This is a genomic window from Pseudomonas agronomica (assembly GCF_025917275.1).
Taxonomy (GTDB): Bacteria; Pseudomonadota; Gammaproteobacteria; order Pseudomonadales; family Pseudomonadaceae; genus Aquipseudomonas; species Aquipseudomonas agronomica.
Map to the genome: position 1 here is coordinate 1 of NZ_JAOSHO010000130.1, position 12,065 is coordinate 12,065.

The window sequence follows — 12,065 nt, forward strand, 5'->3', positions numbered from 1 at the left end:
TCCGGTCAGCTTTTATTTTGGGTATTGGTTTAGCCACTGGCGCGCCTGATACCCAACCGGCGCCCATGAAAAACGGGTCGCCTTCCAGAGTTTTCCAAACCCCCGGTCGGCCTCCCGACCGGGGGTTTTGTTTTTCAGGCCCCAGACATTCGCAGCACCAGACAACTTGAGGATTGAGCCATGAACTACGCCACTTATTACCGTTACGACAGTTTTTCCGCCTGGCGATTTACCAGCCACCGCTCGGGACAGCCTGCCGCCTCCGATCGGTCACCTACCGGTGGCATGCCTACGTTGCGGGCCATTACGGCCAATTGTCGAACACCCCAATAGGGCCGGCGCGCGGGACTGAACCCGCTGCCCGCCCAGGAAGCCAGATCATGAATTCGTCCGTCTCCGCTTTGCCGCTGTCCACGCTCAACCCTGCCAATGAAGCCTTGACCCTGCGCTTGCCAAGCGCGTTGCAGCTCAAGCAACAATTGCCACTTGATGCGGCGTTGAGTCACCAAGTCGGCGTCCATCGCCAAGCGGTCCGCGCAATCCTCAATGGCGAGGATTCCCGCCTGTTGGTCATCGTCGGCCCTTGCTCCATCCACGACCCGAAATCCGCCCTCGAATACGCCGCCAACCTGGCCCGTCTTGCCCGGGAGGTGAGCGACAGCATGCTGCTAGTGATGCGTGCCTACGTCGAGAAGCCGCGCACCACCATCGGCTGGAAAGGCCTGGCCTACGACCCTCACCTCGACGGCAGTGATGACATGGCCGCCGGTCTCGGCCTGTCTCGGGAATTGATGCGTGAAATGCTGCGACTCGGCCTGCCCGTCGCCACGGAGTTGTTGCAGCCCATGGCTGCCGGCTACTTCGACGACTTGCTCAGTTGGGTAGCGATCGGCGCCCGCACCACCGAATCGCAGATTCACCGGGAGATGGCCAGCGGCCTGGGCATGCCGGTAGGGTTCAAGAACGGCACGGACGGCGGCGTCGGCATCGCCTGTGACGCCATGCGCTCCGCCGCTCACCCTCATCGGCATTTCGGCGTCGACAGCCAGGGACATCCGGCGATCATCCAGACCCCGGGCAACCCCGACACTCACCTGGTGCTGCGCGGCGGCCATCGCGGGCCGAACTACGATCGCCAGAGCGTGGCCCGGATCCACGACGACCTGGCGCGACTCAAGATCCCGCCCCGCATCATGGTCGATTGCAGCCACGCCAACAGCGGCAAGGACCCACTGCGCCAGCCCCAGGTGTTCAATGACGTTTTGGAACAAAGGCTGCTGGGCAATCACGCCCTCATCGGCATGATGCTGGAAAGCCACTTGTTCGAGGGCTGCCAGCCATTGGGCCCGGCGATGCGCTACGGGGTGTCAGTCACCGATGGGTGTCTTGGCTGGGAATCCACCGAGCAGCTGTTACGCCAGGCTCACGGCAGGTTGCAATCGCAGGCGTGAACACCTTGAACAATCGGCAAGCCCTCATTCGGCGCGGGGCTTGCCGCCGCCAGGCAGCCCGGAACGCACCTGAAGGGTCTCGGTGGCAGATCGCTGGCTGACATCATCCAGGCGCTCGACCTTATAAAAGAAGTAGACCGGACGGTCGAGTTGATCCCGCCAATAAGCGGCGGGCACCTTGAAGACCACCGGCTGGCCTGCCGCCTCCTCGGTAATCGAACAGTCGCGGACGGTGAAATAAGTGCCATCACACTGGAACCAGACCAGCTCCCCCGCCTCCAGTCCAACCCCGTCGATGACCACTGTCGCCGCGTCATCAAGCGCGTCGACATCAAGCCAACCATCATGCGCCTCCAGGATGACCGGCGCCTTCAGCGCGGGGCGCACCAGCGGACCTATGTGGATCGACAACGATTCGGCCCGGCGCACCAGATGCCCTCGCCTGACGATATAGGTCAAGCTCAGCGAGTGCCCGAGATGGGGAGCGATATTGGAGTGTTCAATCCAGAACGAAACTTCACGGCCTACTGCATAGGCTTCGATATCGAGTTCATCGCGCCATAACGGCTTCGAATCACGGCTGGCAATGAGGATGATTCGATCGCCTGCCGCCATTCTTGAATACGGCCGCACAGTGACCAGCGTGCCCTCGGGCACTCGCCCTGGATCGAGACTCCCGCCTACCGCATCGTTGGCGATAGGCGGCAACAAATGCGTCGGTACATCTCCGATCACCAACTGCAAGGGGTCCGAAACCAGCCCGGCGGGCAGTTGCTTGCCGGTTACCCGATACGAGAGTTCCAACGAGCCACCCTCCAGCTCGGCAAGGTGAGGTTCGCGCACGACAAAAACGACGTCGCGCCCTACCTGCCGTCCCGTGACAAACCGGCGGACTTCATGACGGTATGGCTCGCCATCGTTATTGAGGCCATGCCAACACAACAGCACTTCATCGCCACAAGCCATCATCGGGTATGGCACGACCGTGACGACAACCTTGCTCCAGGCGGGATTGATCACGCCTCCCTGGGCCTTTGCCAGCACAGGCGCCGGCAGTTTGTGCGGCGAACGCCTTGTTTTGGCAACAGATGATTCAACAGTCATTTCCTGGCTCCAATCCTTGGACAAAGGCACCGCCTGATGTGACGGTGCCGGATGAAGCCATTGAAATTGCTTGTGCCCAGACAGGCAATCAGACAACACGACACGAAGAGTGGTCTCCAGCAACTGAGGTTGTAGCTTCGAAGCGCGCTCGCTATCAGACGCATCTCTCGGTCCTAGGCATCATCCCGCCTCGCAAGAAACTTCTCGCGTTCTTTATTCCGGTTTCCGCAGCTCGCAGCGGTCTTGTCCTACACCGCATGCTCAACGCCTCGATTAGAGTGGCGCTGGCAACACAACATGAACCTCTTCGAAAAAGGTATGAACATGCAACGGAATGCAACCACGCGCTTTCCCATCCTATTGGTCCATGGTTTGTTCGGGTTCGAAAAGGTTGGGCAATCCGAACTTTTCCATGACATCAAAGAAGCCCTACGTACGGCCGGTGCCCGAGTCTTCATCCCGTACGTATCAGCCACCCATTGCAATGAAGCTCGCGGCGAGCAGCTACTTGCGCAGATTGACCGGGTCCTGGATGGAACCGGCGCCGCCAGGGTCAACCTGATCGGTCACGGCCAAGGCGCACTGGCTGGCCGTTATGCCGGCGCGGTGGCGCCGGACATTGTCGCCTCGGTCACTTCGGTCAACGGGCCAAATCAAGGTTCGGAACTCGCCGATTTCCTGCGTAAGGCGTTGACCCCGGGCCGTCTGCCGGAGCATGTCGCGAGTCGGGTCGCGACGCTTTTTGCCGACTTCATTTCATCACTCAGCGGCCAGGCACAGCTCCCGCAACATGCCATCGCGGCACTGGCAGCGCTGACCACCGAAGGCGTGGGCGCATTCAACGACAAATACCCTCAAGGCCTGCCCCGTAACTGGGGAGGCAACGGCGCGCAAGAGGTCAACGGCGTGCGCTATTACTCGTGGAGCGGCACGGTGCAAGACACCGCTGAGAACGCTGCGGGTGCCGCCCACGGTTTCTGCCGGGCCTTCTCTGAATATTTCATCACCGAGGCTGGGCAGAACGATGGCATCGTCGGCCGCTTCAGCTCGCACCTGGGCAAGGTCATCCGCTCCGATTACCCCATGGACCATTTGGACGCGATCAATCAATCGGTCGGCGGCGAACGGTGCAAGGGAACCGATCCGGTGGCGCTCTACCTGAGGCACGCCGAGCGCCTGCGAATCGTCGGGCTTTGACGCATTTTTGACAACAAACCCATACCAATTCCGGTAGGCTGACCACTTTTAAAGACATTGAAAGGATTTTCCCCATGGCCAAAGCCACTGCCCGCCACATCCTGGTTTCCAGCGAAGAGAAGTGCAACGAACTCAAGGCTCAGATCGAAGGTGGTGCCGATTTCGCTGAAGTCGCCAAGGCCAACTCCTCCTGCCCATCCAGCCGCCAGGGCGGCGACCTGGGCTCGTTCGGTCCAGGCCAGATGGTCAAGGAGTTCGACACCGTGGTGTTCAGCGCCCCCATCAATGTGGTCCAAGGCCCGGTCAAGACCCAGTTCGGCTATCACCTGCTGGAAGTGACCAGCCGCCAGGACTGATCCCGGTTTATCGACATGACGGCCCGCCTTTTGGCGGGCCGTCATGTTTGGGTCATGCGAGGGACTGGCGATCGACACGTCGCTCGCGTACAAATCGTGGTCATCGATCACCCGGCGTTAAGGCTGACAATGCGACTGGCGTTTCCCTCCTGGCTGTTCACCGCCGTGCTCCTGCTGACAGGCGCCGCAATGGTGAATGCCACCCCCCAACATGCCCTGACCGTTTATGGCGAACCGGCCAAGTACGCCGAAGGTTTCGGTCATTTCGCCTATGCCAATCCCCAGGCCCCCAAGGGTGGCACGATGCGCCGCTCAGCCATGGAGATCGGCCATTTCGACCATGTACTGCCTTATATCGACAAAGGCATCGGCGTCAGCCAGGTCGATGGCATGCTCTATTCGCCACTGGCCCAGCGCTCGCTGGACGAGCCCTATACCGTCTACGGGCTGGTTGCCGAGAAAATGGAACGCGCCGAGGACGGCCTGTCGATACGCTTCTACCTCAATCCCAAGGCACGTTTTGCCGACGGCACGCCCATCACCGCGCAAGATGTGCGCTACAGCTTCAATCTGCTGATGACCCAGGGCAGCCTGCGCTATCGCACCCAATTCGCCGCCGTCAAAGGTGTCGAGGTGGAATCGGAACGCACCGTTCGCTTCGACTTCAAGAACAACGAAAGCCGCACCCTGCCCCTGGACATCGCCACCCTGCCGGTTTTTCCCGAGCACTGGTGGAAAACCCGCGATTTCGCCAACGGCGGCGGCTACGAGCCGCCCCTGGGCAGCGGTCCATACCGGGTGAGCAAGGTCGACTCGGGCCGCAGCATCACCTTCGAGCGCAACGCCGACTGGTGGGGCAAGGACCTGCCGGTCAGCCGCGGCCTCTATAATTTCGACCATTTCAGCATCGAGTACTTCGGGGACACCGACGTGGCCCGGCAAGTCCTGCGCGGCGGCGCGTACGACTACAACCGAGAGTTCTCCGCCACCGGCTATTCCATTGGCTACGACAGCCCCGCCCTGCGCGACGGTCGCCTGCAAAAGGCCCACCTCGCCACCGAGGCGCCCCAGCCGGCCCAGGGCTTCGTGTTCAATCTGCAACGACCACAGTTCCAGGACCGCCGCGTGCGCCAGGCGCTGGCCATGCTTTGGGACTTCGAGTGGAGCAATCGCCAGATGATGCGCAACCTCTACGTGCGTCAACAGAGCTATTTCTCCAACACCGACCTCGCCGCCCGACAACTGCCCGATGCAGGCGAACTGGCAATTCTGGAACCGTTGCGCGGCAAGGTACCCGACGAGGTATTTACCCAAGTCTTCGAGGCACCGAAAACCGACGGCAGCGGCATCATCCGTGACAAGCAACTGCAAGCCCTGGCACTGCTGGAACAGGCCGGCTGGAAACCTGACGGCGATCGCCTGGTGAATGCGGAAGGCGAGGCCCTGAGCTTCACTTTCCTGGTGACCCAGAACGGTATCGATCGCCTCCTGCTCCCCTATAAGCGGACCCTGGCGCAGATCGGCATCGACATGAACATCCGGCGCATCGACTCGTCCCAGTACGTCAACCGCCTGATGAGCCGCGACTATGACATGATCATCACCGGCTATCCCGTCAGCACTTCGCCGGGCACGGAACTCTACAACTACTTTGGCTCGGCGGCGGCCACCGACCCCGGCGCGAACAACTACATGGTCTTGCAGAACCCCGCCGTGGACGCCCTCATCGACGGTCTTGTCAAGGCCACCACCCAGGGCGATATGCTCCGCCATGCCCATGCGCTGGACCGGGTGCTGCAATGGAATTACTACTGGATCCCCAACTATTACCCGCCCGGCAGCTCCACCGTGTGGTGGAACCGCTTCGGCATGCCGAAAGTCCAGGCGAGCAATGACGAAGCCATCGAGAGCTGGTGGGAAGTCAGCACCACGCCATTGACCAACGAACAGATGACCGCCGAACGCATCAAGCGCGGCTCGCCCGGAGGGCATCACTGATGTGGGCTTACATTGCGCGGCGCCTGCTGCTGATCATCCCCACGCTGGTGATTATCCTGCTGGTGAACTTCGTCATCGTCCAGGCCGCGCCGGGCGGGCCGGTGGAACAAGCGATCGCCCACCTGCAGGGCATCGGCGGCGCCAGCGTCGGCAGTTCGGGCAACGCCATGACCGGCAGCTCCCGCGCCAGCCGTGGGCTGGACCCGCAACTGATCAAGGACATCGAGAAACAGTACGGCTTCGACAAACCCGCCCACGAGCGCCTGTGGCTGATGCTCACCAGCTACGCCCGCCTGGACTTCGGCAAGAGCTTTTTCCGCGGCGCCACGGTCACCGACCTGATCCTGGAAAAAATGCCGGTGACGATTTCCCTCGGGCTCTGGGCGACGCTGATCACCTACCTGGTGTCGATCCCCCTAGGCATCCGCAAAGCGGTGCACCACGGTTCGGCCTTCGATGTGTGGAGCAGCACCGCGATCATCATCGGCTACGCCATGCCGGCGTTCCTGTTCGCGATGTTCCTGATCGTGGTGTTCGCCGGCGGCACTTCGCTCAATTGGTTCCCGGTGCGCGGCCTGGTCTCGGACAACTTCGAATCCCTGTCGACCCTGGGCAAGATCGCCGATTACTTCTGGCACCTGGTGCTGCCGGTCACGTCGCTGGTGATCGGCGGCTTCGCCACCCTGACGATCCTGACCAAGAACTCGTTCCTCAACGAGATCACCCGCCAATACGTGGTCACCGCGCGGGCCAAGGGCATGAGCGAACGCCGGGTGCTGTACGGCCACGTGTTCCGCAACGCGATGCTGCTGGTGGTGTCGGGCATTCCCCAGGCATTCATCAGCGTGTTCTTCGCCGGCTCGTTGCTGATCGAGGTGATCTTCTCCCTCGACGGCCTGGGGCGCATGAGCTACGAAGCCGCCGTGTCCCGGGACTATCCGGTGGTGTTCGGCTCGCTGTTTATCTTCACGCTGTTCGGCCTGCTGATCAAACTCATCGGCGACCTCTGCTACACCCTGGTGGACCCGCGCATCGACTTCGCCGCGAGGAACGCCTGATGTTCCAGCTTTCCCCCTTGGGCCGCCGCCGTTTCGAGCGCTTCAAGAAGAACCGGCGTGGCTGGTGGTCGCTGTGGTTGTTCATCGGCCTGTTCATCCTGACGTTGGGCGGTGAACTGATCGCCAACGACAAGCCCCTTATGGTGAGCTATGAGGACTCGCTGTACTTCCCGGTGTTCAAGCGCCACACCGAACAGGAGTTTGGCGGCCAGTTGCCGTTCCAGGCCGACTATCGCAGCAGTTATGTCCAGGACCTGATTCACAAGGGCGGCGGCTGGCTGCTGTTTCCGCCCATCCCGTTCAGCGATGACACGCCCAACTACGACCTCAACCAACCGGCGCCAAGCCCGCCGTCGAGCGTCAACTGGCTGGGCACCGATGACCAGGCGCGGGACGTCATGGCGAGGGTGATCTTCGGCGCCCGGGTGTCGATCCTGTTCGCCCTGGCCTTGACCGCCATCAGCGCGTTGATCGGCATCGCCGCCGGGGCCTTGCAGGGTTACTACGGCGGCTGGGTGGACCTGCTTGGGCAACGCTTGCTGGAAGTCTGGTCCGGGCTGCCGGTGCTCTACCTGCTGATCATCCTGTCCGGTTTCGTCGAGCCGAATTTCTGGTGGCTGCTGGGGATCATGGCGCTGTTTTCCTGGCTGGCCCTGGTGGATGTGGTACGCGCCGAGTTCCTGCGCGGGCGCAACCTCGAATACGTCAAGGCCGCCAGGGCCCTGGGCCTGACCGACCGCAAAGTCATCGTGCGGCATATCCTGCCCAACGCGATGAACGCCACCCTGAGCTACCTGCCCTTTATTCTCACTGGGGCGATCTCCACACTGACGGCCCTGGACTTCCTCGGTTTCGGCATGCCGGCCGGCAGCGCATCCCTGGGTGAGCTGATCGCCCAGGGCAAGCAGAACCTGCAGGCGCCGTGGCTGGGACTGACGGCGTTTTTCACGTTGGCGCTGATTCTTTCTCTATTGGTGTTTATCGGTGAAGCGTTGCGAGACGCGTTCGACCCACGGTCATGAGCGGAACCTTGAGATGAGCGACAACCTGATCGAAATTCGCGACCTGAGCGTGGCCTTCAACGACCAGACGGTGGTGCGCAACCTGTGCCTGGACATTCGCCCCGGCGAGTGCCTGGCACTGGTGGGCGAGTCGGGCTCCGGCAAGTCGGTCACGGCGCATTCGATCCTGCAACTGCTGCCGGAAACCGGCACGCGCACCACCGGCAGCATTCGCTATCGCGGCGAGGAACTGGTGGGTGCCGAGGCCAAGACCCTGCGCGAACTGCGCGGCAACCGGATCGCCATGATCTTCCAGGAGCCGATGACCTCGCTGAACCCGCTGCACAGCGTTGAAAAGCAGATCGGCGAAACCCTGATGCTGCATCGAGGCCTGGGTGGCAAGGCCGCGCGCCAGCGAATCCTGGAACTGCTGGCCCTGGTCGGTATCCAGAAACCCGCCGAACGACTCAAGGCTTATCCGCATCAGCTTTCCGGCGGCCAGCGCCAACGCGTGATGATCGCCATGGCCCTGGCCTGCGAACCGGAACTGTTGATTGCCGACGAACCGACCACCGCCCTGGACTTGACCGTGCAGCGCAAGATCCTGCTGCTGCTCAAGTCGTTGCAGCAGCGCCTTGGCATGTCCCTGCTGCTGATCAGCCACGACCTCAACCTGGTGCGCAGCATCGCCCAACGGGTGTGCGTGATGAAGGCCGGGGAAATCGTCGAGCAGGCGCCGTGCGAAACCCTGTTCAGCGCGCCGAAACACCCCTACAGCTGCGAGTTGTTGCACGCCGAACCGGAAGGCGAAGCCCTGCCCCGGGATGAACGCGAAGAAGTCCTGCAAGTCGAGGACCTGCGGGTCAGCTTCCCCCTCGGCGGCGGATTGTTCCGACGCAAGGAATACCTGCGCGCCGTGGACGGCATCAGCCTGAGCATCCAGCGCGGCAAGACCCTGGGCATCGTCGGCGAGTCCGGCTCCGGCAAATCCACGCTCGGCCAGGCGATCCTGCGGCTGATCGAATCCAAAGGCAGCATCCGTTTCCAGGGCCATGCGCTGGATCATCTGTCACACAAGGAACTGCGGCCCTGGCGCAAACAGATGCAAATCGTTTTCCAGGACCCGTTCGGTAGCCTCAGCCCGCGCATGTCGGTGCAACAGATCATCAGCGAAGGCCTGGAAGTCCATAGCCCCTCCAGCGCCGCGCAGTGCGAAGCGCGGGTGATCCAGGCGCTCAAGGAAGTCGGCCTCGATCCACAGAGCCGGCATCGCTATCCCCACGAGTTTTCCGGCGGCCAGCGCCAGCGCATCGCCATCGCCCGGGCGCTGGTGCTCAAGCCAGCGTTGATCCTGCTGGACGAACCCACCTCAGCCCTCGACCGCACCGTGCAGAAACAAGTGGTCGCCCTGCTCCGCGACCTTCAGCAAAAGCACGGCCTGACTTACCTGTTCATCAGCCACGACCTGGCGGTGGTGCGCGCCCTGGCCCACGACATGCTCGTGATCAAGGACGGCAAGGTGGTCGAACAAGGCGCCAGCCATGACGTGTTCGACTCACCCCAGCATCCGTATACCAAGGAGTTGTTGGCGGCGGCGCATCCGGGGTCAGCCTGACGCGATCAAGCGTCGCCTCGCTGATCCATGGCGTGTGCAAACTCGCCAATCACCTCGACCACCTGCTGCGCGCCGCGATGGATGTCCAGGATCACCGTGCCTGCCTGGTTCGCCAGCTTCACGCCTTGCTCTGCCTTGAGCGTACTGGATTGCATGCTGGTCACCGCCTGCCGGGCCAGCTCGCGGTTCTTGCCGACCACGTCGGAGATGGCCACGGTGGCCTGGCTGGTGCGGCGCGCAAGGTTGCGCACCTCATCGGCGACCACCGCGAAACCACGCCCCTGCTCCCCGGCCCGGGCTGCTTCGATGGCGGCATTGAGCGCCAGCAGGTTGGTCTGCTCCGCGATCCCGCGGATGGCGTCGACGATACTGCCGATTTCTTCGGACTGGGCACTCAAGGCACCAATGCCCAGGGCGACCTGCTGCAGTTCATCGGCAATGCTCTGCACCACCGTCACGGTTTGCTGGACAACCGAGGTGCCCATTTGCGTGTGCTCATCGGTTTTTCGCGATGTTTCGAAGGCCAGTCGCGCCGCTTTTGATTCAGTCTGGCGTTGTTCGACCTCGCGAGTGCTGTCAGTGGCAAACTTGACCACGCCATACAAGCGGCCATTGGCGTCGTAGAGCGGGTTGTAGGTCGCCTGCAGCCAGACCGTCGCGCCTCGTTTGTCGACGCGCTGGAACAGCCCGCTCATGTATTGGCCACGGTTCAGCGCGGCCCAAAAACTGCGATAGGCTTCGTCCTGCACTTCGTTGGGCTTGCAGAACAGGCGGTGGTGCTGGCCGAGCACGTCTTCGCGTCGATACCCCATGACCTTGAGGAAATTGTCGTTGGCCCGCAGCACGGTACCGCTCAGGTCGAACTCGATGACCGCCATGGAACGGTCGATCGCCTGCATGACACTGGATTCTGCCTGGGCGCGCAGCACGTGCTCATGGCGGTCGCGGACGATCTGGACAATGCGTTGCACGCCCGCGCCCCGCGTGCAGACGGGTACATAGCTCGCCTCTACCCAGATCCCGCCGCCCTCGCGCCGCTGCAGCAGAAACTGCGCCTCGGCGCTTTCCCCCCGCCCTAGCTGCTGCCATAACGCGGCGTGTTCCCCGCTGCGCACATAGGTGGGTTCGCAGAACATCGAGTGGGGCTTGCCGATGATCTCGTCGAGTGAATAGCCCGTCATGCGCAGGAAAGGCGCGCTGGCGCCGAGCACTTCTCCCGTTGCCGTGAGCTCGACCATTGCCATGGAACCCTGAAGCGCCACCCGCTCCGCTTCAAGAATCGCCTGCCTGGCCTGGATGTCTTGCAAAGCGTCCTGATGCTTGCGAGTGCGAATGAACATGGGTACCGCTCCCCGAGACGTTGACTGGACAGCATTAAGCCATCACCCAACAAAACTTGTACAGTTTTATATTTCTGTACAACTCAAAGAGCTTTTCTCTTTACGCAGCTTGGTCATCAGCTCCAGCCCATCTTCCAACGCCTGCTGTCCCGTAGCGCCTGCCAGTCCATAAGCTCGCTGCGGGCGCTGTGAACAGCCTGCAACTCGACCTGGGTCGGTGCTCCCTGATCGTCGCAAAGCAACTGGATGACGAGAAAATGCTTCTCCCGATTGACCGGCTCGCACGCCGTCCATTTGGAAAGCTTGAGCTTCCGAGGGTTGAATTTGTTCATGGTTTGTTCGCAATTTTCATGTACGTAATCGCTTAACTGTACAAGTTTATAGATCATCTCACCACGACGATTCAGAAGGGAGTGTTGATCAACCTTCGTGCCTCGGCATAATGCCGCCAAACGACCGGCTTCCTACCGCAAGCCTGCCTTCCCTGGAAATGGCCGATGAACCCCACCGAAAGCCTCAAGGATTACAAGCGCGTGCGCACGCTGGCGATCCGCTCGTTGTTCGAGATCATCGAGCAGTCCAGCGAGGGCACGGTGATTGTCGACCGTGACGCCAATATCGTCTGGATGAACGAACGCTATGCCCGTCGCTTCGGCCTGAACTCGGCGCAGGAAGCCATCGGCCGGGCGTGCGAAAGCGTCATCCCGGGCAGCCTGCTGCGCGAGGTGGTGCGCACCGGGCGGCCGATCCTGCTGGACATGCAGGACACGCCCAAGGAACCGCTGGTGGTGATGCGCCTGCCGATCCATGACAACGCCGGCGCGGTGATCGGCGCCATTGGCTTTGCCTTGTTCGACGAATTGCGCAGCCTGTCGCCGATGCTCAAGCGCTACCTGAGCATGCAGGAAGAGCTGGCCTCGACCCGTTCGCTGTTGCGGGCGCGGC

At 61.9% G+C, this 12,065-nt stretch carries 11 protein-coding genes and 1 pseudogene; 8 read left to right on the forward strand and 4 right to left on the reverse strand.

What is annotated here, in order from left to right; genetic code table 11:
• Window positions 1-380 precede the first annotated feature (380 nt).
• Window positions 381-1,451 (forward strand): 3-deoxy-7-phosphoheptulonate synthase, encoded by a 1,071-nt coding sequence (locus tag OC610_RS12080; RefSeq protein WP_264427970.1) that lies wholly within the window; start codon window positions 381-383, stop codon window positions 1,449-1,451.
• A gap of 24 nt (window positions 1,452-1,475) precedes the next feature.
• Here the strand turns inward: OC610_RS12080 and OC610_RS12085 are convergent, their stop codons facing one another.
• Complete coding sequence (locus OC610_RS12085; protein WP_264427971.1) at window positions 1,476-2,555, reverse strand: hypothetical protein; 1,080 nt, start codon at window positions 2,553-2,555, stop codon at window positions 1,476-1,478.
• A 324-nt stretch (window positions 2,556-2,879) separates the two neighbouring features.
• Between OC610_RS12085 and OC610_RS12090 the strand changes: the two genes are divergently transcribed.
• From OC610_RS12090 to OC610_RS12115, 6 genes are all read left to right on the forward strand, one after another.
• Window positions 2,880-3,752, forward strand: coding sequence for an esterase/lipase family protein (locus tag OC610_RS12090; RefSeq protein WP_264427972.1), 873 nt, complete (start codon window positions 2,880-2,882; stop codon window positions 3,750-3,752).
• A 74-nt stretch (window positions 3,753-3,826) separates the two neighbouring features.
• Window positions 3,827-4,108, forward strand: coding sequence for a peptidylprolyl isomerase (locus tag OC610_RS12095; protein ID WP_264427973.1), 282 nt, complete (start codon window positions 3,827-3,829; stop codon window positions 4,106-4,108).
• 129 nt (window positions 4,109-4,237) lie between these two features.
• A complete protein-coding gene (locus tag OC610_RS12100; RefSeq protein WP_264427978.1) occupies window positions 4,238-6,106 on the forward strand; it encodes an extracellular solute-binding protein in 1,869 nt (622 codons plus the stop codon).
• On the forward strand, window positions 6,106-7,164 hold the full coding sequence (locus OC610_RS12105; RefSeq protein ID WP_264427974.1) for a microcin C ABC transporter permease YejB: 1,059 nt from the start codon (window positions 6,106-6,108) through the stop codon (window positions 7,162-7,164). The genes OC610_RS12100 and OC610_RS12105 overlap by 1 nt, the downstream gene beginning before the upstream one ends.
• The gene (locus OC610_RS12110) at window positions 7,164-8,186 is read left to right on the forward strand and encodes an ABC transporter permease (protein ID WP_264427975.1); all 1,023 of its coding nucleotides are present in this window, start codon (window positions 7,164-7,166) and stop codon (window positions 8,184-8,186) included. Before OC610_RS12105 ends, OC610_RS12110 begins: the two co-directional genes overlap by 1 nt.
• A gap of 13 nt (window positions 8,187-8,199) precedes the next feature.
• A complete protein-coding gene (locus OC610_RS12115) occupies window positions 8,200-9,780 on the forward strand; it encodes an ABC transporter ATP-binding protein (RefSeq protein WP_264427976.1) in 1,581 nt (526 codons plus the stop codon).
• Window positions 9,781-9,785: 5 nt separating this feature from the next.
• On the opposite strand, the gene OC610_RS29735 is transcribed toward OC610_RS12115, so the two are convergent.
• From OC610_RS29735 to OC610_RS12130, 3 genes and pseudogenes are all read right to left on the reverse strand, one after another.
• Window positions 9,786-10,265 carry a methyl-accepting chemotaxis protein gene (locus OC610_RS29735; protein ID WP_408636577.1) on the reverse strand — a complete coding sequence of 160 codons (480 nt, stop codon included), beginning with the start codon at window positions 10,263-10,265 and terminating at the stop codon, window positions 9,786-9,788.
• A gap of 75 nt (window positions 10,266-10,340) precedes the next feature.
• Window positions 10,341-11,120, reverse strand: a pseudogene (locus OC610_RS29740) (PAS domain-containing protein); the annotation flags it as partial.
• A gap of 116 nt (window positions 11,121-11,236) precedes the next feature.
• Window positions 11,237-11,452 (reverse strand): TIGR02450 family Trp-rich protein, encoded by a 216-nt coding sequence (locus tag OC610_RS12130; RefSeq protein ID WP_198795720.1) that lies wholly within the window; start codon window positions 11,450-11,452, stop codon window positions 11,237-11,239.
• 165 nt (window positions 11,453-11,617) lie between these two features.
• Between OC610_RS12130 and OC610_RS12135 the strand changes: the two genes are divergently transcribed.
• The coding region (locus tag OC610_RS12135; RefSeq protein ID WP_264427977.1) for a PAS domain-containing protein at window positions 11,618-12,065 on the forward strand (448 nt) is incomplete at its 3' end.

Coding starts and splice junctions, on each gene's coding strand:
- OC610_RS12115 (WP_264427976.1), top strand. CDS start 8,200: ATGAGCGACAACCTGATCGAAATTCGCGACCTGAGCGTGGCCTTCAAC.
- OC610_RS12130 (WP_198795720.1), bottom strand. CDS start 11,452: ATGAACAAATTCAACCCTCGGAAGCTCAAGCTTTCCAAATGGACGGCG.
- OC610_RS12105 (WP_264427974.1), top strand. CDS start 6,106: ATGTGGGCTTACATTGCGCGGCGCCTGCTGCTGATCATCCCCACGCTG.
- OC610_RS12090 (WP_264427972.1), top strand. CDS start 2,880: ATGCAACGGAATGCAACCACGCGCTTTCCCATCCTATTGGTCCATGGT.
- OC610_RS12110 (WP_264427975.1), top strand. CDS start 7,164: ATGTTCCAGCTTTCCCCCTTGGGCCGCCGCCGTTTCGAGCGCTTCAAG.
- OC610_RS12080 (WP_264427970.1), top strand. CDS start 381: ATGAATTCGTCCGTCTCCGCTTTGCCGCTGTCCACGCTCAACCCTGCC.
- OC610_RS29735 (WP_408636577.1), bottom strand. CDS start 10,265: ATGGGCACCTCGGTTGTCCAGCAAACCGTGACGGTGGTGCAGAGCATT.
- OC610_RS12100 (WP_264427978.1), top strand. CDS start 4,238: ATGCGACTGGCGTTTCCCTCCTGGCTGTTCACCGCCGTGCTCCTGCTG.
- OC610_RS12095 (WP_264427973.1), top strand. CDS start 3,827: ATGGCCAAAGCCACTGCCCGCCACATCCTGGTTTCCAGCGAAGAGAAG.
- OC610_RS12085 (WP_264427971.1), bottom strand. CDS start 2,555: ATGACTGTTGAATCATCTGTTGCCAAAACAAGGCGTTCGCCGCACAAA.